Origin of the sequence: Thioclava sp. JE_KL1, from assembly GCF_009296265.1 — a bacterium.
GTDB lineage: Bacteria > Pseudomonadota > Alphaproteobacteria > Rhodobacterales > Rhodobacteraceae > Thioclava.
Genome location: NZ_WBJS01000001.1, coordinates 156883 through 179897, shown reverse-complemented (window position 1 = coordinate 179897; position 23015 = coordinate 156883). Strand labels below are relative to the sequence as shown.

Annotated in this window: 23 protein-coding genes; 11 read left to right on the top strand and 12 right to left on the bottom strand. The window is 65.4% G+C overall.

The annotated features are described in order from the left end of the window. Positions 1 to 29: 29 nt before the first annotated feature. The 3 genes from F8R15_RS00630 to F8R15_RS00620 are packed head-to-tail and all read right to left on the bottom strand — an operon-like array spanning position 30 to position 2790. Complete coding sequence (locus F8R15_RS00630) at positions 30 to 1208, bottom strand: amidohydrolase (protein ID WP_152842889.1); 1179 nt, start codon at positions 1206 to 1208, stop codon at positions 30 to 32. A gap of 42 nt (positions 1209 to 1250) precedes the next feature. Next, a complete protein-coding gene (locus F8R15_RS00625) occupies positions 1251 to 1490 on the bottom strand; it encodes a DUF2842 domain-containing protein (protein ID WP_152842887.1) in 240 nt (79 codons plus the stop codon). Between the two features lie 4 nt (positions 1491 to 1494). Then, complete coding sequence (locus tag F8R15_RS00620; protein ID WP_152842885.1) at positions 1495 to 2790, bottom strand: adenylosuccinate synthase; 1296 nt, start codon at positions 2788 to 2790, stop codon at positions 1495 to 1497. A 290-nt stretch (positions 2791 to 3080) separates the two neighbouring features. On the opposite strand from F8R15_RS00620, the gene secG reads away from it, so the two are divergent. From secG to F8R15_RS00605, 3 genes are all read left to right on the top strand, one after another. Then, positions 3081 to 3533: a preprotein translocase subunit SecG gene (gene secG / locus F8R15_RS00615; RefSeq protein WP_078569428.1), complete on the top strand. Its 453-nt coding sequence runs from the start codon at positions 3081 to 3083 to the stop codon at positions 3531 to 3533. A 183-nt stretch (positions 3534 to 3716) separates the two neighbouring features. Continuing rightward, positions 3717 to 5360, top strand: a complete 1644-nt coding sequence (locus F8R15_RS00610) for a CTP synthase (RefSeq protein ID WP_078519623.1) — start codon at positions 3717 to 3719, stop codon at positions 5358 to 5360. A 44-nt stretch (positions 5361 to 5404) separates the two neighbouring features. Next, entirely contained in the window at positions 5405 to 6187 is a 783-nt protein-coding gene (locus F8R15_RS00605) for a sulfotransferase (RefSeq protein ID WP_152842883.1), read from the top strand. A 33-nt stretch (positions 6188 to 6220) separates the two neighbouring features. Here F8R15_RS00605 and F8R15_RS00600 read toward each other — a convergent pair whose 3' ends face one another. Genes F8R15_RS00600 through F8R15_RS00590 form a run of 3 tightly spaced genes read right to left on the bottom strand, consistent with a single transcriptional unit; the run spans position 6221 to position 8540 of the window. Further along, positions 6221 to 6751, bottom strand: a complete 531-nt coding sequence (locus tag F8R15_RS00600) for a GbsR/MarR family transcriptional regulator (protein ID WP_152842881.1) — start codon at positions 6749 to 6751, stop codon at positions 6221 to 6223. Between the two features lie 35 nt (positions 6752 to 6786). Next, positions 6787 to 7551: a 2-dehydro-3-deoxygalactonokinase gene (locus F8R15_RS00595; protein WP_152842879.1), complete on the bottom strand. Its 765-nt coding sequence runs from the start codon at positions 7549 to 7551 to the stop codon at positions 6787 to 6789. 32 nt (positions 7552 to 7583) lie between these two features. Beyond that, complete coding sequence (locus tag F8R15_RS00590; RefSeq protein ID WP_152842877.1) at positions 7584 to 8540, bottom strand: zinc ABC transporter substrate-binding protein; 957 nt, start codon at positions 8538 to 8540, stop codon at positions 7584 to 7586. A gap of 91 nt (positions 8541 to 8631) precedes the next feature. Between F8R15_RS00590 and F8R15_RS00585 the strand changes: the two genes are divergently transcribed. From F8R15_RS00585 to F8R15_RS00565, 5 genes are all read left to right on the top strand, one after another. Continuing rightward, positions 8632 to 9141: a Fur family transcriptional regulator gene (locus F8R15_RS00585; protein ID WP_368730985.1), complete on the top strand. Its 510-nt coding sequence runs from the start codon at positions 8632 to 8634 to the stop codon at positions 9139 to 9141. Next, the gene (locus F8R15_RS00580) at positions 9138 to 9938 is read left to right on the top strand and encodes a metal ABC transporter ATP-binding protein (protein WP_152842875.1); all 801 of its coding nucleotides are present in this window, start codon (positions 9138 to 9140) and stop codon (positions 9936 to 9938) included. Before F8R15_RS00585 ends, F8R15_RS00580 begins: the two co-directional genes overlap by 4 nt. After that, positions 9931 to 10716 (top strand): metal ABC transporter permease, encoded by a 786-nt coding sequence (locus F8R15_RS00575; RefSeq protein ID WP_078519617.1) that lies wholly within the window; start codon positions 9931 to 9933, stop codon positions 10714 to 10716. The genes F8R15_RS00580 and F8R15_RS00575 overlap by 8 nt, the downstream gene beginning before the upstream one ends. Before the next feature lie 61 nt (positions 10717 to 10777). After that, the gene (locus F8R15_RS00570; protein ID WP_152842873.1) at positions 10778 to 12193 is read left to right on the top strand and encodes an aldehyde dehydrogenase family protein; all 1416 of its coding nucleotides are present in this window, start codon (positions 10778 to 10780) and stop codon (positions 12191 to 12193) included. A gap of 119 nt (positions 12194 to 12312) precedes the next feature. Then, the gene (locus F8R15_RS00565) at positions 12313 to 13914 is read left to right on the top strand and encodes an APC family permease (RefSeq protein ID WP_078603912.1); all 1602 of its coding nucleotides are present in this window, start codon (positions 12313 to 12315) and stop codon (positions 13912 to 13914) included. Positions 13915 to 13963: 49 nt separating this feature from the next. Here the strand turns inward: F8R15_RS00565 and F8R15_RS00560 are convergent, their stop codons facing one another. From F8R15_RS00560 to tkt, 3 genes are read right to left on the bottom strand one after another with little or no spacing between them, the layout of a single operon-like run. Next, complete coding sequence (locus tag F8R15_RS00560) at positions 13964 to 14839, bottom strand: lysophospholipid acyltransferase family protein (RefSeq protein WP_078519614.1); 876 nt, start codon at positions 14837 to 14839, stop codon at positions 13964 to 13966. Positions 14840 to 14850: 11 nt separating this feature from the next. Continuing rightward, entirely contained in the window at positions 14851 to 15738 is an 888-nt protein-coding gene (locus F8R15_RS00555; RefSeq protein ID WP_172976134.1) for a DMT family transporter, read from the bottom strand. Between the two features lie 41 nt (positions 15739 to 15779). Further along, entirely contained in the window at positions 15780 to 17798 is a 2019-nt protein-coding gene (gene tkt, locus F8R15_RS00550) for a transketolase (protein ID WP_152842869.1), read from the bottom strand. A 200-nt stretch (positions 17799 to 17998) separates the two neighbouring features. Between tkt and F8R15_RS00545 the strand changes: the two genes are divergently transcribed. From F8R15_RS00545 to F8R15_RS00535, 3 genes are read left to right on the top strand one after another with little or no spacing between them, the layout of a single operon-like run. Next, positions 17999 to 18583, top strand: a complete 585-nt coding sequence (locus tag F8R15_RS00545) for a hypothetical protein (protein WP_152842867.1) — start codon at positions 17999 to 18001, stop codon at positions 18581 to 18583. After that, positions 18576 to 18953 (top strand): cell division protein ZapA, encoded by a 378-nt coding sequence (locus F8R15_RS00540; RefSeq protein WP_078569416.1) that lies wholly within the window; start codon positions 18576 to 18578, stop codon positions 18951 to 18953. The genes F8R15_RS00545 and F8R15_RS00540 overlap by 8 nt, the downstream gene beginning before the upstream one ends. Next, a complete protein-coding gene (locus F8R15_RS00535) occupies positions 18950 to 19360 on the top strand; it encodes an MliC family protein (protein WP_152842865.1) in 411 nt (136 codons plus the stop codon). The genes F8R15_RS00540 and F8R15_RS00535 overlap by 4 nt, the downstream gene beginning before the upstream one ends. A 68-nt stretch (positions 19361 to 19428) precedes the next feature. Here the strand turns inward: F8R15_RS00535 and purF are convergent, their stop codons facing one another. The 3 genes from purF to radA form a co-directional block, all read right to left on the bottom strand. Continuing rightward, positions 19429 to 20907: an amidophosphoribosyltransferase gene (purF, locus tag F8R15_RS00530; protein WP_152842863.1), complete on the bottom strand. Its 1479-nt coding sequence runs from the start codon at positions 20905 to 20907 to the stop codon at positions 19429 to 19431. 105 nt (positions 20908 to 21012) lie between these two features. After that, positions 21013 to 21624 carry a CvpA family protein gene (locus F8R15_RS00525; protein WP_078519607.1) on the bottom strand — a complete coding sequence of 204 codons (612 nt, stop codon included), beginning with the start codon at positions 21622 to 21624 and terminating at the stop codon, positions 21013 to 21015. Positions 21625 to 21646: 22 nt separating this feature from the next. After that, a complete protein-coding gene (gene radA, locus F8R15_RS00520) occupies positions 21647 to 23011 on the bottom strand; it encodes a DNA repair protein RadA (protein WP_152842861.1) in 1365 nt (454 codons plus the stop codon). Between the last annotated feature and the right edge of the window lie 4 nt (positions 23012 to 23015).

The following is a 23015-nucleotide window of genomic DNA, read 5'->3' as shown; positions in this document are numbered from 1 at the left end:
GTCCTGCGGGGCCGCCCCTTCTCATTGGATCAGTAGAGTCGCGCGCGCAGGCACTGAATCAGAACGCGCGCGCCGGGGCCGATCAGCGCGTCGGGGAAATCGTAATCGGGGTTGTGCAGGGCCGGGCGGTCGCCCGCGCCCAGAAGCGCCATCGCGGCGAGGCCGTGATCGGCGAAACGCCCGAAATCCTCGGAGGCGCGCATCGGCAGATCGGTCTCGGTGGTCTCGATCCCCTCGGCCTGCAGCGCCGCACGCAGAATTTCGGTCGCTTCGGGGGTGTTTTCGCAATGGCGAAAGACGTCGTGATAGGTGATCTCGCGCTCCAGACCGTGCGCATCGGCAGCCTCATGCACCATCGCCTCGGCTTTCTCCACGAGACCCGCCATCCTCGTATCGCGCTGGGTGCGCAGGGTCGCCCACAGCTCCGCCGCGCCGGGCGCGACACCGAAGGCGGGTTCGCCGAGCCGCGCATGGGTGATCGTCACGCGCGCGAAATCGGGATCGCTCTGGTGCAGATCGTTGCCGAGCGCCGTCAGGTCGGTCAGCAGCCGGGCCAGCGCCGGGGCGGGGGAACGACCGCTTTCAGGCAGCGAGGCATGGGCGGTCCACCCCGTGAGCGTGATTTTCATACCGCGCGAGGCGCAATTCATCACCCCGTCCTGCAGCGCCGCCGCCCCGAAGGGCACGCCGGGCATATTGTGCAGCGCGAAGGAGAGATCGGGCGCGATCTCGGCAAAGCGCGGATCGGCGATCACCGCCGCAGCCCCCGCGCCCGTCTCTTCAGCAGGTTGGAACAGCAAGATCGCGCGGCCCCGCGCAGGACGATTGCGCGACAGCCAGCGCGCGACCCCTGCGAGAATCGCCATGTGGCCGTCATGGCCGCACAGATGCCCCTTGCCGGGAAAGTTCGACCGGTAAGGCGGCGTGCCGGTCTCGTGGATCGGCAGCGCGTCCAATTCGCAGCGCAGGAGAATCGTCGGCCCGGGTTCCGCACCCTCGTAGATCGCGGCCACGCCATGCCCACCAAGCTCGGTCAGCGTCCGGTCGGGGGCGGTCGGTAGCAGCATCGCGACGACACGCGCGGCGGTGTCGCGTTCCTCGCCGGAAAGCTCGGGGTCCTGATGCAGACGGTGCCGCCACGCGGTCAGTTCCGCGATGTCGGAATTGGTCAGACTGTCGGGCGGGAGGGGGCAGGGCGCGCTTGTCATCGGGCTAATTTGCCCGTTTTTCAGCGCGCCCGCCAGAGGGTGTCACGGCTGCGACGGATCGTCGGGATCGTCCTTGCCGACGCCTTTGAAGATCGGCTTGAGCGGCGCGATCCACAGCAGGCCAAGCACGACATAGACGCCGAACTCCGCCCAGATCGGCAACCGCCCCCAGCGCGCGCCCGCCCAGTTCACCACCGTCACCGCGACGACGATATAGGCGGGCAGCCCCACGACGAGGGCCAGCAGCGAGAGGCGGCGACGGGCCTTGTAGGTCAGCGCCATCGGATCAATCCGCGAAGGGGTCGGTCACGAGGATCGTGTCGTCGCGCTCGGGCGAGGTCGACAGCATCGCGACCGGGCAGTCGATCAGCTCTTCGATCCGGCGGACATATTTGATCGCCGCCGCCGGAAGATCGGCCCAGCTGCGCGCGCCTTCGGTCGATTCGGCCCAGCCCTCGATCTCTTCATAGACCGGGATGCAGCGCTTTTGCTCTTCCGCGGCGGTCGGCAGATAGTCGAGCGTCTCGCCGTCGAGCTCATAGCCGGTGCAGATCTTGATCGTCGCGAACCCGTCGAGCACGTCGAGCTTGGTCAGCGCGATGCCGTTCACGCCCGAGATCGCGCAGGTCTGGCGCACCAGCGCCGCGTCGAACCAACCGCAGCGACGCTTGCGGCCGGTGACGGTGCCGAATTCATGGCCGCGCGTGCCGAGACGATTGCCGTCTTCGTCGTCCAGCTCGGTCGGGAAGGGGCCTTCGCCGACGCGGGTGGTGTAGGCTTTGACGATGCCGAGGACGAAATCGATCGCGCCCGGGCCCATGCCGGTGCCCGCTGCGGCCTGACCCGCGACCACGTTCGACGAGGTCACGAAGGGGTAGGTGCCGAAATCGATGTCCAGCAGCGAGCCCTGCGCACCTTCGAACAGGATGCGCTTGCCCTGCTTGCGCTTCTCGTTGAGCACTTTCCAGACCGGGGCTGCGTATTTCAGGATCTCGGGCGCGACTTCCTTGAGCTTTGCGATCAGCGCGTCGCGGTCGATCGCCTCGATGCCGAGACCCTTGCGCAGCGGATCGTGGTGCTGCAGCGCGCGGTCGACGCGGGCTTCCAGCGTCGCGTCATCGGCGAGGTCTGCCACGCGGACCGAACGGCGACCCACCTTGTCTTCATAGGCCGGGCCGATGCCGCGACCGGTGGTGCCGATCTTGGTGCCTTTCGACGCCGCTTCCTCGCGGGCGCGGTCGAGTTCGCCGTGAATCGGCAGGATCAGCGGTGTGTTTTCCGCGATCATCAGCGTCTCGGGGGTGATCTCAACGCCCTGATCGCGGATCTTCTCGATCTCTGCGAGCAGGTGGAACGGGTCGAGCACGACGCCATTGCCGATCACCGAGAGCTTGCCGCCCCGCACCACGCCCGAAGGCAGTGCGTTGAGCTTGTAGACCTTGCCGTCGATCACGAGCGTATGGCCCGCGTTATGACCGCCCTGAAACCGCGCGATCACATCCGCGCGCTCGCTGAGCCAGTCCACGATCTTGCCTTTCCCCTCGTCACCCCATTGGGCGCCGACGACGACGACATTGGCCATTGCTCTCTCCTTGGCAGGTGTAAAACCGCGCGAGGTATAGCGGCTGAGCGCGCGGTGCGAAAGCCCGCATTTGCGAGAGGTGGTTCACTCTATTCACGTGTGACGCGCGCGCGAGGAGGCAGGCGCCTCCGGCGGGATATTTGGACCAAAACGAAGGGGAGGGCGCAGGTGGGCCGCGCGGGTGTGCCGATTTGACCCCGCGAAAGCCGAAAATCCACCTCTGCGGCCTTGCACCCTCAGTCTCATCCGCCTAGATAGGCGCGTCGCAAGAAAGAAGGCCCGACCCGTTCATGGAAAACGTCGTTCTCTCGATCCATCTGATCCTCGCACTGCTGCTGATTGGCGTGGTGCTGCTGCAACGCTCCGAAGGGGGTGGCCTCGGTATGGGGTCGTCCAACAGCTCTGGCGGCGGTGTCGGCGGGCTGATGACCGGTCGGCAGGCGGCCAATGCGCTGACTCGCGTGACCTGGGTTCTGGCCGCTGGCTTCTTCGCGACCTCGGTGACGTTGACGGTTCTGGCCGCGCAGAAAGCGGGCAGCAGCTCGGTGCTCGATAGCGCCGCGCCCGAGCAAAGCGCTCCGGCAGAGACCGCGCCGGCCAATGACACGACCGGCTCGACGCCGTCGCTCGATGTGGTGATGCCGCCGCCGGCAAGCGGGTCGGATTCCTCGACCGGCGGAAACGCGGGCGAGACCACGACGGATACGCAAAGCGGTCCGGTTACGCCGCCCGCCGCCAACTAAGCCGTCACTTCAGCCGACAATCGGTTCGCACCCACAAAAAGTTGCGGGTGCGTCCAATCCAAACTCAATAGCTTGCGGTCTGGTTGCGGGCAGGCCGCGAATCGTGTAAGCATTAAATCCCGTGATCCTGACCCTCTTTGGGGCAGGGAAACCATTCGAATTTCGCAGATCACGGGGGTCTTCATGGCACGTTATGTCTTCATTACCGGCGGCGTTGTCTCGTCGCTCGGCAAGGGTTTGGCATCCGCCGCCTTGGGGGCATTGCTGCAAGCACGCGGCTTTTCGGTTCGGCTGCGCAAGCTCGACCCGTATCTCAACGTCGATCCGGGCACGATGAGCCCGTTCGAGCATGGCGAGGTCTTCGTCACCGATGACGGGGCCGAGACCGATCTCGACCTTGGCCATTACGAACGCTTCACCGGTGTCTCGGCGCGCAAGACCGACTCGATCTCGTCGGGGCGGATCTACACCAACGTGCTCGAGAAGGAGCGCCGCGGCGAATATCTGGGCAAAACGATTCAGGTGATCCCGCACGTCACCAACGAGATCAAGGACTTCCTCGATGTCGGCGATGACGAGGTCGATTTCATGCTCTGCGAGATCGGCGGCACGGTCGGCGATATCGAGGGCCTGCCCTTCTTCGAAGCGATCCGCCAGTTCAGCCAGGACCGTCCGCGCGGCCAATGTATCTTCATGCATCTCACGCTGCTGCCCTATCTGGCGGCGTCGGGCGAGCTGAAGACCAAGCCGACGCAGCACTCGGTGAAGGAATTGCGCTCGATCGGCCTGCAGCCCGACGTACTGGTCTGCCGTTCGGAGCAGCCGATTCCGGAGAAAGAGCGCGGCAAGATCGCGCTGTTCTGTAACGTGCGCCCCGAGGCGGTGATCCCGGCCTATGACCTGAAGTCGATCTACGAGGCGCCGCTGGCCTATCACCGCATGGGGCTCGATCAGGCGGTTCTGGACGCGTTCGGCATCTCGCCCGCGCCAAAGCCGGAACTGAGCCGCTGGGAAGACGTGATGGACCGTCTCGACCATGCCGAAGGCGAGGTGCGCGTCGCGATCGTGGGCAAATACGTCCAGCTGGAAGACGCCTACAAGTCGATCGCCGAGGCGCTGACCCATGGTGGCATGGCGAACCGGGTCCGCGTGAAGGCGGAATGGATCGACGCGGAGATTTTCGAGAACGAAGACCCCGCGCCCTATCTGGAGAACTACCACGCCATCCTCGTGCCCGGCGGCTTCGGCGAGCGCGGCACGGAAGGCAAGATCCGTGCGGCCCAATTCGCGCGCGAAAAGGGCGTTCCTTATCTGGGCATCTGTCTGGGGATGCAGATGGCCGTCATCGAAGCCGCGCGGAACCTCGCGGGGGTCAGCGATGCGGGCTCTGAGGAGTTCGACCACGAGGCGGGCAAGAAGCGCTTCACCCCGGTCGTCTATCACCTCAAGGAATGGGTGCAGGGCAACCACCGGGTCGAGCGCAAGGTGACCGACGACAAGGGCGGCACGATGCGTCTGGGCGCCTATTCCGCCGCGCTGAAAGAGGGCTCGAAGGTCGCCGAAGTCTACGGCTCGACCGACATCGAAGAGCGTCACCGCCACCGCTACGAGGTCGACATCAAGTATCGCGAGCCGCTGGAGAAATGCGGCATGACCTTCTCCGGCATGTCGCCCGATGGCCGCCTGCCCGAGATCGTCGAGCACAAGGACCATCCGTGGTTCATCGGCGTGCAGTTCCACCCCGAGCTGAAATCGAAGCCCTTCGCGCCGCATCCGCTGTTTGCGGGCTTCATCAAGGCCGCGCGGGATCAGAGCCGGTTGGTGTGATTGAGACTGACTGCCTAATGACAAAGTTCTGAGGTTACAGAGTAATGGGACGAAGACAGATCCGGCGCTGGCTCCAGTATCGTAGGTACGCGAGAGATGCTTCGGGTCTGATCGGAAAGGATGAGACCGCGCTTCGTGAATATTTCTCTGGGAAGGGCCGGAAGAGATCAAATTCCGATAAAGTATTCTGTATCGGTTTCAATAAAACCGGAACGACGTCGCTAGAGAGAATACTCAAGGATCTCGGGTTGAGAATGCCGCATCAGGGCCTGCAGGAGAACTTGCTGGCTCACGTCTTCTCATCGGGGCGATACGATATTCTTAAGCGGTTCGTTTCAGACTTCGATGCGTTCCAAGATGTACCTTTTTCACAAGACTCGCTTTACGTTGCGCTAGATGCGCTCTTCCCGAACAGTAAGTTCATTTTAACTGTTCGGGACGCTGACGCGTGGTACGAAAGTCTGACCCGATTTCATCAAAAAGTATTTGGTTTCAAGTCTATTGACGAGGCGGGGCCCGATTTTTGGAAGGGTATACGGAACAATTACTTCTACGAACAGAATAAGCAATTTGTGACAGTGGTTGAGAACGGAAAGCCGCGCGAGGACTGGAGTCTCTTGTATGATCGCGATTTCTGCATCTCAAAATACTTGAAGCGGAATGACGAAATCATTCGATACTTTCTTCATCGACCGAATGATTTTCTCTGTGTTGATCTAAGCAAAAGCAAAGATACACGCGAGATTTGTCAGTTTCTCGACGTCGGTGACGATAAAGTCGGGCCAATTCCTCACTTGAATTCGAGCGTGGTGCCTAAGTCCCGATAACTTTCTTCTTGGTGCCGGGCTAAAAAACCGCGCTCAGCTTTGCGCGGCTTTTTTCTTTTTCTTCTTCGACGGCTTAGGCGCGGGCTTTTCCGCTTTGCCACCGCCGCGCGCCGGGTCGATGTGGCGGGCAAGCTCGGCCGGGTCGAGGCGGATCAGCGTCTGAATATAGCCCGAGGCCGCGTCGAGCAGCTCGCATAGGGCCGCCGCGCGGGGATCGGCGCTGCGGGCTTCCAGGGCGGACAGGTGGTCGCGCGCGGGGCCGATCACGCGGCGTTCGCGCTCGGCCAGCATCAGGCGTGCCAGTTCCCACGGCTCGGTGGGCGCCACGAAGAAATCCTTGCGCGAGCCCGGCGAGCGTGCGGCCTGCACGAGACCGGCATCGCGCAACTCCTTCAGCGCGGTCGAGACATTGGAGCGCGACAGCCCAAGCTGCGTCACCAGATCGTCGGCCGAGGGCGCTTGCGCCGCGCGCCAGATCGCGCCGAGGCAGCGGCCTGCGGGGCGGGAAAATCCGAAACGAGGGGCGAGTTCGGCGAAGGCTTCGGGCAGTTCGGTTTCACTCATGCATCCATCCTCTGCCGCCTATTGTCGCCGCTCGGTTACGCGCCGGGTCGGCGCGCCGCGGACAGCCCCGCGATCAGCGCGGCCTCCCCATCGCCCAAAGTGACCTGCGCGCCCTGCGCTTGCAAGGCGCGGGCGCAAATTTCCGACCAGCCGGGGGCGGAGGCGGAGGATAGCGCCAGCACGGTTTGCCCGAGCCACCACGGTTTCGCCGCGGCGAGTTCCGCTCCGAGCACGGCCCCAGCGGCGCGCGGGGTGGGGCGTCCGAGGCTGAGCGGGGCCAATTCGCGCGCGAGGCGTTCGGGGCGCGAAAGCGTATCGGCGAGGGCTGCGTCGAACCCGTCGCCTGCCTCCAGCGGCGCGCCAAGCGCGGCCAGCATCGCGGCGGAGCCTGCGCGCATCGCGCTGACCACTTCGCCCGCCGAGATATGCGCCCAGATCGCGCTTGCGCCGCAGATCCAGATCACGCCGTCGAATTGCGGGAGGCCTGCGAGGATGCCGGCGATCCGGGCCGCCTCGGGGGCGCTGATCTCGGTGCCGTCGCTGTCTTGGATCAGGCCGGGCAGGGCAGGATAGCTTTGTCCGCCGATCTCGGTCAGCGGCAGCGCGCCTTCCGGGCGCGGCGTGCAGGGCAGGGCGCGCGGGGCGGGGCCTGCAGTGGAGGCCGCCACGATCGCAGCGGCCCCTTCGGGCAAGAGCGGGCGCGCGGCGGGCCCGGATTTGCGGTCGCTCACCGCCCCGTCCGAGACATGTGCGGCGCGCCAGCGCCCGAATTCTTCCGTGAGTGCGATCCAATCAGCCATGGCTCACCAGATCGCACGGAGGTCTTGCAGGATCAACCCTGCGACAGGCAGGTGGTGATCGTGTCCGCCATTCCCTGCATCAGGTCCTCATAGAGGCCGGGGCCATAGGTCAGCGCGGTGCCGGACGGATCGAGCGGCTTGCCGAGCGTCACCGGCGTCCCATCGACGAGGATTTCGACCATTTTCGGATCGTGGTTCGCTTCCGGGAAAGCACAGACGGCATCCTTTGCCGAGGCCTCGTCGCGCAGGCTCACCAGATGCGCCGCGCCGGGGGTCGAGGCGTCGCTGGGCGAGAGCGCGCCCATGATGGTCAGCCCGTAATGATCGGCCAGATAGCCATAAGCCGCGTGATAGACGAGGAAGGGCTTGTCCGCGACGGGGGCGAATTCGGCCTTGAGTTTGGCGTCGAGCGTCTCGATCCGCGCCTGCGCGGCTTCGGCATTGGCCGCGTAGGTGTCGGCATGTTCGGGATCGGCTTTGGAGAGGTCGTCGGCGATCAGGCCGAGCCAAAGCTTCGCATTGTCGGGGTCGAGCCACGCATGGGGATCGGTCATCTGATCGACCTCACCGTGGTCGTCGTGCCCCGCCTCGGCGTGATCCTCGTCCTCGTCGAGATCGGCGCTGTGATCATGCGGATCCTGCGCCGAGAAGCTGCGCAGCGTCGTTCCGGGCGCGTGCAGCAATTCGACCGATTGGCCCTTCACTCCGACGCCCTCGATCGCGCGTTCGAGCCACGGCGTCAGGCGCGGGCCGACCCAGAAGACGAGGTCGGCATCCTGCAGATCGCGCGCTTGGCTGGGCTTCAGCTGATAGTGATGCGCGTCCGAATTCTGACCGAGCAGCACTTCGGGCTTGCCCAGATCGCCCATCACCTGCGCGACGAGCGACTGCACCGGCGGCACATCGGTGACGACGCTGGGCACCTCGGCTTGGGAGAGGGCGGGCAGTGCGGCAAGCGCGCTCACGAGAACGGGAAGGGTGGGGCGCATCGGAGGTCTCCTGTCCAACTTGATCTGAGGAGCGGAACATGTATGTTATAAAATCACTCGTCAAGAAGAAATGTGATAAGGTAACGCTCTCGTGGGATCTTCGACCTCTTCCGCCAAGGCTTTCACGCCGCATGACCACAGCCGATGCGCTGGCACGACGCTGGCGCGCGCCGAGGCTGTCGCCGCCGAAAAGGGCGCGCGTCTGACCCCGGTGCGCAAGCGCGCGCTGGAAATTCTGCTGGAAGAACATCGGGCTATGGGCGCCTACGAGGTGCTCGACCGGCTCGCGGAGGATGGGTTCGGCAAGCAGCCGCCCGTCGCCTATCGCGCGCTGGAATTCCTTGTCGAGCATGGTCTTGCACATCGCGTGCGCCGCCTGAATGCCTTCGCCGCCTGCATGAGTCCGGGCGAGGAACATGCGCCGGTCTTCCTGATTTGCCGGAACTGTGGCGAGGTCGCCGAGGCCGGCCCCGACGAGGGGGCCGAAGAGGTGCGCCGCGCGCTGCAGGGCGCGGCCGAGCGGCTGAATTTCCATGTCGAGCGGGCGACCGTCGAGGCGCTGGGGCTCTGCCCGAACTGCGCCGCCGAGGAGGCGCAATGAGCGAGTTGATCACGGCGCAGGGCCTGAGCGTGCGCCATGGCGAGGTCGAGGTGCTTCACGGCGTCGACTTCACGATTTCCCCGGGCGAGATCGTTACCGTCGTCGGGCCGAACGGGTCGGGCAAATCGACGCTGATCCGCGCCCTGATCGGGCTGGAACGCGCAGCGCGCGGCAAGGTGAACCGTCAGGCCGGGCTGCGGATCGGTTACGTCCCGCAAAAGCTGCATGTCGATGCGAGCCTGCCGTTGACGGTGCGCCGCTTCCTGTCGCTGCCCAAGCGCGTCTCGAACGCGCGCGCCGAGGCCGCCCTGGAGCGCACCGGCGTGCCGCATCTGGGCGCGCGGCAGATTTCGCGGCTCTCGGGCGGGCAGTTTCAACGTGTGCTTCTGGCGCGCGCCTTGCTGTCCGAGCCGCAGATCCTGATCCTCGACGAGCCGACGCAGGGGCTCGACCAGCCCGGCACGGCGGGGTTCTACAAGCTGATCGAAGAGGTCCGTCAGGAAACCGGCTGCGCGGTGCTGATGGTGAGCCACGATCTGCACGTGGTGATGTCGGCCTCGGATCGGGTGATCTGCCTCAACGGCCATGTCTGCTGTCAGGGCACGCCGAAGGTGGTGGCCGAGGCGCCGGAATATCGCGCGCTGTTCGGGATGGGAACGCAAGGGGCCTTCGCGCTCTACCAGCACAGCCACGATCATGGCGAACATGCGGATCACGCGACCTGCAGCCACGATCACGACCACGCCCATGACGCGGCGCAGGACGGCACTCAAACCCACGGGCAGGCGCATGTTTGACGATTTTCTATTCCGTGCGGCGCTGGCCGGGATCGGCCTGACCTTCGCGACCGGGCCGCTTGGCTCTTTCGTGGTGTGGCGGCGGATGGCCTATTTCGGCGATGCGACGGCCCATGCGGCGATCCTCGGCGTGGCGCTGAGCTTCGCTTTCGGTATTTCGGTCTATCTCGGCACGCTCGGCGTGGCGCTGGCGATGGCGCTGACCGTCGCGCGGCTTTCTGGGCGCGGCCATGCGATGGACACGCTCTTGGGGGTGCTCGCCCATTCCGCGCTGGCCTTCGGCCTCGTTGCGGCCTCACTGCAATCGGGGTTGCGGGTCGATCTGTCGGCATGGCTGTTCGGCGATATTCTCGCCGTGTCGCGCAGCGATCTGGCCGTGGTCTGGGGCGGCTCGGCTGTGGTCGTGGCGCTGTTGGCATGGCGCTGGCAGGGGCTGCTGACCGCGACGATCAATGACGAGCTGGCGATGTCCTCTGGGCTCGATCCGCGGCGCGAGCAGATGGCGCTGACCATCGCGCTGGCGCTGACCGTGGCCGTGGCGATCAAGATCGTCGGCGCGTTGCTGATCGCGGCGCTGCTGATCATCCCGGCGGCCACCGCGCGGCAGTTCGCGCGCGGGCCGGAGGCGATGGCGGCGGGCGCGACCGGGGTGGGAATCGCCTCGGTGCTGCTGGGGCTCTGGGGGTCGTTGCAGTTCGACACCCCCGCCGGTCCGTCGATCGTGGCGGCCTCGACCGTGCTCTTCGTGCTGTCCTTGCCGCTGCGTCGCGCGCGCTAAGCCGCGCTGCCGCTTGCCATTTCCCCGCCCGCGCGTTGAGATGCGCGGCAAAGGAGCCCCGATGGATCACCGCAGTTTCAAGACCCCGGCGCAGATTTTCGTCGACCTTGCCGCAGGCAATCCGCAGCGCCGCATGGCTTTTGATCCCGCGCAGCGGCGCGCGGCGCTGCAGGCGCTCTCGCGCGCGATCCACGATTGCGAGGCGGAGATCCTCGCGGCGCTGGCCGAGGATTTCGCCAAGCCCGAGGCCGAGATCCGCCTGACCGAAATTCTGCCCGTTCAGGCCGAGATTTCGCACGCGCTGCGCCACCTGAAGACGTGGACGAAGGTCCGCCGGGTCCGCCCGACCCGCGCGATGCTGGGCACCCGCGCGCGGATCGTGCCCGAGCCGAAGGGCACCGCGCTGATCATCGCGCCGTGGAATTACCCGCTGGCGCTGTCGCTCGGGCCGCTGGTTTCGGCCATCGCGGCGGGCTGTGCCGCGATCGTCAAACCGTCCGAGCTGGCCCCGGCCAGCGCCGCCGTGATCGCGCAGATCGTGGAGGAGGCGCTGCCTGCCGATCTCGTGCGCGTTGTACAGGGCGGGGTCGAGGTCAGTCAGGAACTGCTCGAGCAGCCGTTCGATCATATCTTCTTCACCGGCTCGCCGCGCGTGGGCAAGATCGTGATGGCGGCGGCGGCGAAGCATCTCACCTCTGTGACGCTGGAGCTGGGCGGCAAATCCCCGGTCATCGTCGGCCCCGGCGCGGATCTGAAAAAGGCCGCGCGGATGATCGCCTGGGGCAAGTTCGCGAATGCCGGTCAGACCTGCATCGCCCCCGATCACGTCTATGTCGCCAAGCAGATCGAAGCGCCCTTTCTGGCCGAGCTGAAAGCCGCGATCGCGCGGATGTATGGCAAGACGGAAGAGGCGCAGGCGGCCTCGCGCGACCTCGCGCGGATCATCAACCCGGACCATTTCGCCCGCCTGATGGGCATGATCGAGAGCGCGCAATCCGCTGGCGCAAAGGCGCTGACCGGGGCCACCAGCGAGGCCGAGAGCCGCTATATCGCGCCCACCGTCCTGATGGGCACCGACCCGTCGATGCGTGTCGAACAGGAGGAGATTTTCGGCCCCGTTCTGCCGGTCATCCCCTTCGACGATGCGGCCGATGTCGTGGCGCGGATCGAGGCCGGGCCGAAGCCGCTCGCCCTTTATATCTTCGAGCGCGACCGTGGTCTGATTGACCGGCTGCGCCGCGCGACCAGTTCGGGCGCGGTGGGCGTCAATGTCGCGCTGGTCCATTACCTGCACCAGAACCTTCCCTTCGGCGGGATCGGCAATTCGGGTGTCGGGGCGGCGCATGGCCATTGGGGCTTCGAGGCCTTCACCCATCTCAAGCCCGTGCTCGAGAACCGTTTCGCGCCGCTTTCGATGCTGATGCCGCCCTATCGCAGCGGACGCATGGCGAAGCTTGCCCAGAAATTCCTGCGCTAAGTCCGACTGCAGATTTCACGCGTGATCGCGTTCCGCCACAAGCCCGTGTAATCGCTCCGGTTGGCTAAATCGCGCCCTAGTTGAACCCTTGTGATTAATAAGAAACAGGGGATTAACCAATGGCATCAACAGAAACGATGGCCGGAGGAGGCAAACTGCGGCGAGACGCCGGGGTCATCGGGCTGCTCTTTGCCTCAACGACGTCGATGATCGGCTCGGGCTGGTTGTTCGGCGCCTATCACGCCTCGAAAATCGCAGGGCCGCTCTCGGTCTGGTCCTGGGTGATCGGGGCCGCGATCATCATGCTGATCGCGCTGTGCTTTGCCGAACTCTCCACGATGTTCTCCAAATCCGGCGCGCTCGTCCATATGAGCCATGCGAGCCACGGCGCGACGCTGGGCCGGCTCTGGGGTTGGATGCTGTTTCTCAGCTATGCGCCGGTGCCTGCGGTCGAGGCCGAGGGGATCGTCACCTATGCCAATAACTACCTGCCGTATTTCCTGCGCGGGGACGGGTCGGGCACGCTGACGCTGGTGGGCTTCATCACCTCCGCGCTGCTCCTGAGCGTGCTGGCGCTGCTGAACCTGCTCGCGATCAAGGCGCTGCTAAAGGTGAACAACACCGTCACGTGGTGGAAGATCGCCGTGCCGCTGATCACCGTGGTCGGGCTGATCGCGGCCTCGTCCCATTGGGGCGTCTGGCATGCGGCACCGGGCACCTACAAGGCGCAGGGCATGTTCACCGCCATTCCCGCCGCAGGGATCGTGTTCTCCTTCCTTGGCTTCCGCACCGCGATCGACCTGGGCGGCGAGAGCGCCAATCCGGGCCGCAATATCCCGATGGCGGTGATCGGGTCGGTCATTCTCGCCGCGATCGTTTATATCCTGCTGCAGGTGGCCTTCATCATGGCGCTCTCGCAGGGCGATCTGGCGAATGGCTGGGCGTCGTTGAGCTTCAAAGGCTCCGCTGGTCCCTTCGCCGGTCTCGCGGCGACGCTGGGCATGGGATGGCTGGCGCTGCTCCTTTACGTCGACGCTTATGTCTCTCCCGGCGGGACGGGGCTGATCTACGTCACCGGCGGCTCGCGTATCCTCTATGCGGTGGGTGACACCGAGAGCGGGCCGAGCGCACTGACCCATACGACCCGCCACGGCGTGCCGTGGCTGGCGGTCGCGGTGATGTGGGCCGTGGGCGTGTTCTTCCTGCTGCCCTTCCCGGCATGGCAGCTGCTGGTGGGCTATATCAGCTCGATCACGGTTCTGACCTACGGCCTCGGTCCGATCGTCCTGATGGTGCTGCGCCGCAGCCAACCCGATGCCGAGCGCGCCTTCCGCCTGAAAGGGGCGGAAATCCTCGCGCCGCTGGCCTTCATCGCGTCGAACCTCGTGATCTACTGGACGGGTTTCTACACCGACTCGATCCTGTTCGGGATGCTGCTCGGGGGTTTCGCGGTCTATGCGGTCGTCTTCCACGTCGTGCAGAAGAAATCCGCCTCCGAGTTCGGCTGGGGGCATATCGGCTGGCTGGCGCTGTGGTTCGGCGGGCTTTGGGTGATCACCGGACTCGGCACCTCGGATCACGCGCTCAATGTGCTGAACTTCTGGAGCGGGATGGGCCTCGTCGCGGTGTGGTCGCTGGTGGTAATCTGGTTCGCGCTGCGCGCGGCTCTGCCCGCCGAGGAGACCGGCGCGCTGATGGAGCGTATCCAGCGCGGCAACTGAGCCTTTGCGAGATGACAAAAGGGCGCGCGGGGATACTCGCGCGCCTTTCTTATGTCCGCTTCACCTTCCAGCGGCGATGGATCCAGAGCCATTGCTCCATGTGCTTGAGGATCATCTCCTCCAGCCCGTCATTGAGCGTCTGCGTCATCGCCTCGGGGGTGCTGTGCGGGACGGGCTTGTCGGCATAGATCTTGAAGTTGAGCCCGTCGGGCTGGCGGATCGCGTAGATCGGCACCAGATCGGCTTTCATCTTCAGCGCCATTTCCGCAGCCGACAGCGGCGTGCGCGCGGGCAGGCCGAAGAAGCTCAATTCCGCGCCCTTGTTGAAATGCTGATCGAAGCCGAAGGCGACCATCCCGCCGTCGCGCAGGAATTTCATCATGTCGCCCAAGCCCCGGCGCGAGCGCGAGAACAATGGCTCGGCGATGGCGGAGATGGTCGAGACATATTGCTCGTTGAAGAGCGGGTTGTTCATTGGGCGATAGATTGCGCCGACCCGGTAGCCGCGGCCCGCAAGTGCTGCGCGCCACGCGTCGTAATTGCCGAAATGGCCTGCAGCCAGAACGACGGGGCGGCCCTCGCGATGGGCGGCCTCCAGCGTCTCGGCGCCGGGGCCCTCGATCGGCAGATCGCGCACGCGCGCCACGAATTCCTCGCCCGAGTAAATCTCCGCCAGCATCCGGCCCAGATTGTCGGGCATCTCGCGCTGCAGCCGCTTGATCTCGTCTTCCGACAGGTCCGGGCAGGCGATACGCAGGTTCTCGCGGATCTTGCGGGTGAAGCCGAGGATCGGGGCGAGCCGCGCCACCATCCGTCCCGCCGCCGGGATGCGCCGCTCGTAGGGCAGGCGCTGGACCAGCCGCATCACCGCCACGAAAAGGGCATTCGAGGCACGGTCGGACAGGGTGGGTTCGCGGTTCTTCATCGTGTCGGGTGTCAGGCTCTGGCTTGGCGCGCGGCACGGCGCTCACGCGACCAGACATAGAGGCCAGCCCCCACGATCACAAGCGCCCCGGCAATGGTGAACCCGTCGGGAAACTGGCCGAACATCAGCCATCCCCAGAACGAGGCGAACAGCAGGCCCGAATAGCCGAAGGGCGCGAGCGTCGAGGCTTCGGCCAGTGCGAAGGCGCGGATGAGCAGGAATTGCGACAGGCTTCCCGCCAGCCCGAGACCGAGGAAAATCCACAGATCGGACAGCGCGATCGGTTGCCAGATGAAGGGCAGGGCGAGCGAGGAAAGCGCAAGCCCGGTGAACGCCGACCACAGCTGCGAGGTGGCCGCGCTATCGCCGCGCAGGTAGCGCGTCAGCAGCACCGCGCCGGCGAAGCTGAACGCGGCTAGCAGCGCGAGAAACGCCGCCGGATGCAGCCCGCCGAAACCCGGACGCAGGATGATCATCGCGCCCATGAAGGCCGCCAGAATGCCGAAGATGCGGTGCGGGCCCGGCCGCTCGCCCAAAAACAGCGCCGTGCCCAGCGTCACGATCACCGGGTTGAGATCGCCAAGCGCGGTGGCGGTGGCCAGCGGCACATGTTTCAGCGCGTAGAAGAAGGCCACGATCGCGCCCATCTGGAACAGCGCCCGGCCCAGCTGGAACTTCGGCTGTGCGCTGCGGATGCGGCGGGGCAGGCTGCCGCGATAGATGAAGGCCAGCACGGCGGCATTCACCGCGAAGCGCGCCCAGACGATCAAGAGCGGGTGATAGCCTTGCCCGAGAAGCTTCGCGAAAGCGTCCATCAGCGTCAGCATCGAGAATGCGCCGAGCATCAGCGCGATCCCCATCCCGGGACGATCGCCCTCGGGATGTGAAGAGGGGGCCACGCCGGGCCCCCTCGCAGTCGCTTTCAAGCCGGGCAGAGCCATCAGAGGAGGCTCTTGACCTTCTCGGCCACAGCCTCGGGGGTGATCCCGAACTTCTCGTAAAGCTCGCCTGCGGGGGCGGAAGCGCCGAAGCCCTCCATGCCCACGAAGCCGGCTTTCGCCTCGCGGCCACGCTCGCCCAGAAGCCAACGGTCCCACGGCTGGCGCACGGCGGCCTCGACGGCCACGCGGACCGAGTTCGGCGGCAGCACGCGCTTGCGGTAGGCCTCATCCTGCTCGGCGAACAGCTCCATGCAGGGCATCGACACGACACGGGTGCCGATCGCTTCCTTCTGCAGCAGCTCGCGGGCTTTGATCGCGATTTCCACTTCCGAGCCGGTCGCCATCAGGATCACCTGACGCTTGCCATCGGCCTCGGCCAGAACATAGGCGCCGCGCGCGGTGAGGTTCTGCGGCTTGTACTCGGTGCGCAGCGTCGGCAGCCCCTGACGCGACAGTGCCAGAACCGAGGGCGTGCCCTCCTGGTTCATCGCGATTTCCCACGCCTCGGCGGTCTCGATGACATCGGCTGGGCGGAAGGTCAGCGTGTTCGGCGTCGCGCGGCAGATCGCCAGATGCTCGACCGGCTGGTGGGTCGGGCCGTCTTCGCCCAGACCGATGGAGTCATGGGTCATGACATAGACGGTCGGCACTTTCATCAGCGCCGAGAGACGCATCGCGCCGCGCGCGTAGTCGGTGAAGCAGAAGAACGTACCGCCATAGGGGCGCACGCCACCATGCAGCCATTGGCCGTTCATCGCAGCCGCCATGCCGTGCTCACGGATGCCGTAATGGATGTAGCGGCCCTTGCGGTTCTCCGGGTTGAAGACCGTCATGTCCTTCGACTTCGTGAGGTTCGAGCCGGTCAGGTCGGCCGAGCCGCCGATGGTCTCGGGGCAGGCGGCGTTGATCGTGCCCAGAACCATCTCAGACGCCTTGCGGGTCGCGACTTTCGGCGCGGCTTCGGCCTGCTCTTTCTTGAACTTGCGGATCGCGCCGGTGAGCTTCTTCGAGACGCCGCCTTCCATGATGCGGGTGAACTCGGCCTGCTTGGCTGCCGAGAGCTTGCCGAAGCGCTCTTCCCATTCGCCACGCTCTGCCGCGCCGCGGGTGCCGATGGCCTCCCATTGCGACTTCACGTCGGCGGGGATTTCGAACGGGCCGTGATCCCAGCCGTAGATCGCCTTGGTGCGCGCGATTTCCTCGTCGCCCAGCGGCGAGCCGTGGGCCGAGTAGCTGTCGGCCTTGGTCGGTGCGCCGAAGCCGATGATGGTCTTGCAGTCGACCAGAACCGGACCCTTGGCTTTCTTCGCCTTGGTCAGCGCTTCGTCGATGGAGGCCGGATCGTGACCGTCGCAGGCAAACACCGTCCAGCCCGACGCCTCGAAGCGCTTGCGCTGGTCGGTCTTGTCGGACATCGACACGCGGCCGTCGATGGTGATGTCGTTATTGTCCCACAGCACGATCAGGTTCGACAGTTCCTGCATCCCGGCAAGGCCGATGGCCTCCTGGGAGATGCCTTCCATCAGGCAGCCGTCGCCTGCGATGACCCAGGTGCGGTGATCGACGAGCTTCTTGCCCCATTGGGCGCGCAGTGCCTCTTCGGCGATGGCCATGCCGACCGAAGTCGCGAGGCCCTGGCCGAGCGGGCCGGTCGTGGTCTCCACCGCGTCGAGCAGGAAATTCTCCGGGTGGCCGGCGGTCAGAGCGCCCGACTGGCGGAAGTTCTTGATCTGGTCGAGCGTCACCTGCTCGTCGCCGCAAAGATAGAGCAGCGAGTAGATCAGCATCGAGCCGTGACCCGCCGACAGGATGAAGCGGTCACGGTCAGCCCATTTCGGGTTCTTCACGTCGAATTTCAGGTGGTTCTGGAACAGAACGGTCGCCACATCGGCCATGCCCATCGGCATGCCGGGGTGACCGGAATTTGCGGCCTGTACCGCATCCATCGCCAGTGCGCGGATCGCGGAAGCAAGTTTCCAATGCTCAGGATGGGCGGCGCGCAGCTCTTCGATTTCCATGAAACGTCCTTTCGCAGGGCAGCAGTTGGATGGGTCCGCGCCCCTGATAGCAGGGATCGGCCCAAGATCAAGCGCGGCCCACAAGTGCTTGGGGCAAAAGGGTGGGCTTGCCCTGTCGCAAAAGGTTAGACTTAGCGAAACTCGCAGTCGGCCGCGATTCGGTCATGGCAAGCGAAAAACATGAGGACGAGGAGGCGCGTATGAGTGACATAGCCGAATACGAACGCCGCATCGCTTTCGCGCTCGAACGGATCGGGCGCGGGGTCGAAGCGCTCAAGCAGCGCGAGGCATTGCAGGCGCAAGCGGCGCAGGATGCCACGCACCAGCCCGAGCCGGAGACCGCAGCGCCTGCCGAGGCGGAACTGCCCCACGTGCCGGAGGCACCGCCCGAAGTTGTTGCCGATCCCGCCGAAGTGGCCGAGCTGAAAGCCGCGCTCGCCGCCGAGCAGGAAGCCAATGCGCAACTCTCCGAACGCGTCCGCGCGATCCGCGAGAAACAGGACACCACGCTGGGCGCGATGGAGCGCAAATACGGCGCGGCCGTGCGCGCGCAGGAAGCCGCTTTCAAGGAAGTCGCAGCCCTCAAGCAAGCCAACGCGGCGCTGGTCGCGGCCAATCGCAAGCTGATGGACGAGGGCGTGGCCTTCTCCGAGGAGGCGCTGATGGCCGAGCTGCAAAGCCTGCGCGCCGCGCGCGATGGCGAGAGCGCCGAGCTGGAGCAGATCATCGCGGGTCTCGACCCGATCATCGAAGCGGCGAACCGCGAGGAGGAGACCGATGCCTGAGGTGACGATTTCCATCGGCGGCCGCGATTTTCAGGTCGCCTGCCAAGAAGGTGAAGAACATTTCCTGCGCTCGGCTGCCGGGATGCTCGACAGCGAGGCGCAGGTGCTTCTGGGGCAGATCGGGCGGGTGCCCGAGAACCGGATGCTGCTGATGTCGGGGCTGATGCTGGCCGACAAGGCGGCGGGCATCGAGGACCAGCTGCGCGACGCGATGAACCGTCTGGGCGAATTGCAGGCGAAGATCGACGAGCTGCAGTCGAACCCGGCGCATGTCGAGGTGCCGATCGTGCCGCCCGAAGTGACCGAAACGCTGGCCGAGATCGCCGCACGCGCGGAGTCGCTTGCCGATCGGGTCGAGGACGACGCGTGAGGCGGGCGCTCTTTGGCGCGGCGCTCGCAAGTGTCGCGCTGGCGGGACCGGTCGCAGCGCAGGGCGCGGCCCCGGATGACGGATCGGTCGAGCGGTTGGAGCCTCTCAATCCGATTGTCGGCGACGGCCCCTCGGCGGTGGTGAACGCCACCTATCATTGCGAGCGCGGCGCGGAAGTGCACGCGGCCTATCTCAACGACACCGATCCGCAGCGCGTCGTCGTGTTTCTACAGGGGCGGCAGGTTGTGATGAGCCATATCCGCTCTGCCGATGGGGCAAAATATGCCGAGGATGGCGAGGGCGAAGCCGGCTATGTCTGGTGGACGCGCGGCGCGCAGGCGATGCTCGACTGGATCGCCGAGGATGGCGAGGTGCAACCGCTGCTCAGGGCCTGCCGCCAAGAATAAGGGCCGCAACGCGGATCAGCGCGGCGGCCCTCGTCTTGCTGGTTCGGAAAACCTGAAGCGCCGCGCGCTTACTCGGCGGCCTTCATCTCGAAGCCCTTTTCAAGCTGATCCGACGGTGTGATCGGATACTCGCCCGAGAAGCAGGCGTCGCAATATTGCGGGCAGGAATTGTCGCGGCCCTCGGCCTCGCCCACGGCGCGATACAGACCGTCAAGCGAGATGAATTTCAGGCTGTCCACGCCGACCCATTCGCGCATCTCTTCTTCAGTCATCTGAGCAGCCAGCAGCTTGTCGCGGTTGGGCGTGTCGACGCCGTAGAAGCACGGCCATGCGGTCGGCGGCGAGGCGATCCGGAAATGTACCGACTTCGCACCCGCATCGAGGATCATATCCTTGATCTTGCGCGATGTGGTGCCGCGCACGACCGAGTCGTCGACAAGGACCACCCGCTTGCCGCGAATGAGCGACTTGTTGACGTTGAGCTTGAGGCGCACGCCCATGTTACGGATCTGCTCGGTCGGCTCGATGAAGGTGCGGCCCATATACTGGTTGCGCGTGATCCCGAGCGCGAAGGGGATGCCGCTTTCCTGACTGTAGCCGATCGCCGCCGGGGTGCCGCTGTCGGGCACCGGGCAGACCAGATCGGCTTCGACCGGGGCTTCGCGGGCCAGCTCGACGCCGATCGCGCGGCGGGTCTCATAGACCGAGCGGCCACCGATCATGCTGTCGGGGCGCGAGAAATAGACATGCTCGAAGATGCAGAAGCGACCGGTGGAGGGGCCGAAGGGGCGCGAACTCTCGACATGGCCGTCCTGAATGACGACCATCTCGCCCGGATCGATCTCACGGACGAAGTCCGCGCCGATGATGTCGAGCGCGCAGGTCTCCGAGCTCAGCACATAGCCATGCTCGCCCAGCTTGCCCAGCACCAGCGGACGCACGCCCAGCGGGTCGCGCACACCGATCAGCTTGGTCCGCGTCATCGCGACGATCGAGAAGGCGCCTTCCACGCGGCGCAGCGCGTCAGCGATCCGGTCCGCATGCTTGCGTTGGATCGAGCGGGCCATCAGGTGGATGATGCATTCGCTGTCGGAAGACGACTGGAAGATCGCACCACGTTCGATCAACTCGCGGCGCAGCGCGTCGGCATTGGTGAGGTTGCCGTTATGCGCGACCGCGCAGCCGCCCATCGAGAACTCGCCGAAGAAGGGCTGGATGTCGCGGATCACCGCACCTTTGGAGCCGGCGGTGGAGTAGCGCACATGGCCGATGGCGACATCGCCCGGCAGCGTTTCCATCAGGCTCGATTTGGTGAAGTTGTCGCGGACATAGCCGAAACGGTGGGCCGAGTTGAAGCCGGTGGCGGCGTCATGGGCGACGATGCCGCCCGCTTCCTGACCGCGGTGTTGGAGGGCGTGAAGACCGAGGGCCACGAAATTCGCGGCGTCGGAAATGCCGACAACACCGAAGACGCCGCATTCTTCCTTAAGTTTGTCGTCGTCGAAAGGGTGGGCGTAGTGGGTCTTCTGGGCGGCGGGGCAGGACATGGCATCAGCTCCGAATGACGCAAGGGGAGGGCGCTTTGGCCCATTTATAGACAAACGCGAGAGGTGTTAACCCCTCGCGCCTGTAAAACCGTCATGTGACTGACATCAATTGTCGGTCGCCGGAGGCAGTTCGTCCGTCCGGGCCGGGGCATCCGCGCCCGGAGGGGCGGGGCAGGCGGCCACAAGTTGTTCGTAACGCTGAACGATCCAGCCGGGTGCATCGGCGGGCATCGATTCGTCGAGTTGGCCGGATGCGCGCGAGAACACTTTGGCCGAACGCGAGTCGTCGACCACCGGTACGGGGTCGTTGCTCATCACGCGGTCATAGACCACGAAGGCCACCGCCACGAGGACCACCCCGCGCAGCACGCCGAACAGGAAGCCCAGACCCTGGTCGATCCCGCCAAGCGCCGAGCGTTGCACAGCCGAGGCGAAGAGCGGCGTGAGGATCGAGAAGACGACCAGCGCGACGGCGAAGACCACTGCGAAGCCGCCGATCATGCCCAGCTCGCAGCTTTGGCCGATGAACTTGTCGAGGCCGGGGATCTGCTGCACCAGAGGGCGGGCCTCGTTGGCGAAGATATAGGCGACGATCGCCGCTGCGATCCAGCCGACGATGGCCAGCGCCTCACGCACGAAACCCCGCGAATAGGCGAGGATCGCCGAAAGAATGATGACGACCGCCACGATGGCATCGACAATGGTGAACCCGTCCATTTGCGCTCCTATGTTCTCGGCGTTAACCGGCGCCGAACATCTCCCCGGTAAATGTCACGAGATCGCCCAGCTTGCGCAGGGACATCCCGCTCGACCCTTCGGCTTTCGTTCCCGAGGGTGCGATCGCTTGTGAAAAACCAAGTTTCGCCGCTTCTTTCAACCTGTTTTCCGCTTGACCCACGGGACGCAGAGCGCCCGACAGGCTGATTTCCCCGAAAATCACCATGTCTGCAGGCAGTGCCACATCTTCGCGCGCGCTGAGAAGCGCGGCGGCCGCGGCGAGGTCCGCTGCTGGCTCCACCACTTTCATGCCGCCCGCCACATTGAGAAACACGTCGAGCCCCGCAAAGGGGATGCCACAGCGCGATTCCAGCACCGCGAGAATGGTCGAAATCCGTCCGCTGTCGAGCCCGACCACGGTGCGGCGCGGTGAAGCGAGCGTGGACGGCGCAACCAGTGCTTGAATCTCGGTCAGCACCGGTCGCGTGCCTTCAATTCCTGCGAAAACCGCCGAGCCCGGTGCGGGTTGACCGCGCTCGGACAGGAACAGAGCCGAGGGGTTGGCGACTTCCGCCAGACCCGCGCCGGTCATCTCGAAGACGCCGATCTCGGAGGCCGGGCCGAAGCGGTTCTTTACCGCGCGCAGGATGCGGAACTGGTGGCCGCGCTCGCCTTCAAAATAGAGCACCGTGTCGACCATATGTTCGATCACGCGCGGGCCTGCGATCTGGCCTTCCTTGGTCACGTGCCCGACGAGGATCACGGCGGTGCCACGCTTTTTGGCGAAGCTCACCAATTCGTGTGCGGCGGCGCGCAACTGGCTCACCGATCCCGGCGCGCTGTCGACATTGTCCGACCACATGGTCTGAATCGAATCGATGATGACGAGGTCGGGGCGCTCGGTTTCCAGCGTCGTCAGGATGTCGCGCAGGGACGTTTCCGCGCCCAGACCGACCGGCGCATCCGCAAGCCCAAGGCGTCGCGCGCGCATCCGCACCTGGCTCGCCGCTTCCTCGCCCGAGATATAAAGCGCCTTCACCCCTTTGCGGGCGAAGCTGGCCGTCGCTTGCAGCAGAAGCGTCGATTTCCCGATGCCCGGATCGCCGCCGACCAGAACGGCAGAGGCCGCCACGAGACCGCCGCCCAAGACCCGGTCCAACTCCTCCATGCCCGATTTCACACGGGCCGGCGGGGTTTCCTTGGTGTCGAGCGCGGTGAGCGGGATCACCTTGCCCTTCGCGCCTTTCATCCCCGAGCCGGGCGTGGTCGAGATCGGCGCTTCCTCGTGGATCGAGTTCCATGCGCCGCAGGCATCGCAGCGCCCGGACCATTTGGCGTGCGTCGCGCCGCATTCGGCACAGCGGAAGATCGCGGATTGCTTGGCCATAAGG

Bases quoted from the DNA above. Each gene is read 5' to 3' on its own strand.
- F8R15_RS00630 (WP_152842889.1), bottom strand. From the start codon at position 1,208: ATGACAAGCGCGCCCTGCCCCCTCCCGCCCGACAGTCTGACCAATTCC.
- F8R15_RS00625 (WP_152842887.1), bottom strand. From the start codon at position 1,490: ATGGCGCTGACCTACAAGGCCCGTCGCCGCCTCTCGCTGCTGGCCCTC.
- F8R15_RS00620 (WP_152842885.1), bottom strand. From the start codon at position 2,790: ATGGCCAATGTCGTCGTCGTCGGCGCCCAATGGGGTGACGAGGGGAAA.
- secG (WP_078569428.1), top strand. From the start codon at position 3,081: ATGGAAAACGTCGTTCTCTCGATCCATCTGATCCTCGCACTGCTGCTG.
- F8R15_RS00610 (WP_078519623.1), top strand. From the start codon at position 3,717: ATGGCACGTTATGTCTTCATTACCGGCGGCGTTGTCTCGTCGCTCGGC.
- F8R15_RS00605 (WP_152842883.1), top strand. From the start codon at position 5,405: ATGGGACGAAGACAGATCCGGCGCTGGCTCCAGTATCGTAGGTACGCG.
- F8R15_RS00600 (WP_152842881.1), bottom strand. From the start codon at position 6,751: ATGAGTGAAACCGAACTGCCCGAAGCCTTCGCCGAACTCGCCCCTCGT.
- F8R15_RS00595 (WP_152842879.1), bottom strand. From the start codon at position 7,551: ATGGCTGATTGGATCGCACTCACGGAAGAATTCGGGCGCTGGCGCGCC.
- F8R15_RS00590 (WP_152842877.1), bottom strand. From the start codon at position 8,540: ATGCGCCCCACCCTTCCCGTTCTCGTGAGCGCGCTTGCCGCACTGCCC.
- F8R15_RS00580 (WP_152842875.1), top strand. From the start codon at position 9,138: ATGAGCGAGTTGATCACGGCGCAGGGCCTGAGCGTGCGCCATGGCGAG.
- F8R15_RS00575 (WP_078519617.1), top strand. From the start codon at position 9,931: ATGTTTGACGATTTTCTATTCCGTGCGGCGCTGGCCGGGATCGGCCTG.
- F8R15_RS00570 (WP_152842873.1), top strand. From the start codon at position 10,778: ATGGATCACCGCAGTTTCAAGACCCCGGCGCAGATTTTCGTCGACCTT.
- F8R15_RS00565 (WP_078603912.1), top strand. From the start codon at position 12,313: ATGGCATCAACAGAAACGATGGCCGGAGGAGGCAAACTGCGGCGAGAC.
- F8R15_RS00560 (WP_078519614.1), bottom strand. From the start codon at position 14,839: ATGAAGAACCGCGAACCCACCCTGTCCGACCGTGCCTCGAATGCCCTT.
- tkt (WP_152842869.1), bottom strand. From the start codon at position 17,798: ATGGAAATCGAAGAGCTGCGCGCCGCCCATCCTGAGCATTGGAAACTT.
- F8R15_RS00545 (WP_152842867.1), top strand. From the start codon at position 17,999: ATGAGTGACATAGCCGAATACGAACGCCGCATCGCTTTCGCGCTCGAA.
- F8R15_RS00540 (WP_078569416.1), top strand. From the start codon at position 18,576: ATGCCTGAGGTGACGATTTCCATCGGCGGCCGCGATTTTCAGGTCGCC.
- purF (WP_152842863.1), bottom strand. From the start codon at position 20,907: ATGTCCTGCCCCGCCGCCCAGAAGACCCACTACGCCCACCCTTTCGAC.
- F8R15_RS00525 (WP_078519607.1), bottom strand. From the start codon at position 21,624: ATGGACGGGTTCACCATTGTCGATGCCATCGTGGCGGTCGTCATCATT.
- radA (WP_152842861.1), bottom strand. From the start codon at position 23,011: ATGGCCAAGCAATCCGCGATCTTCCGCTGTGCCGAATGCGGCGCGACG.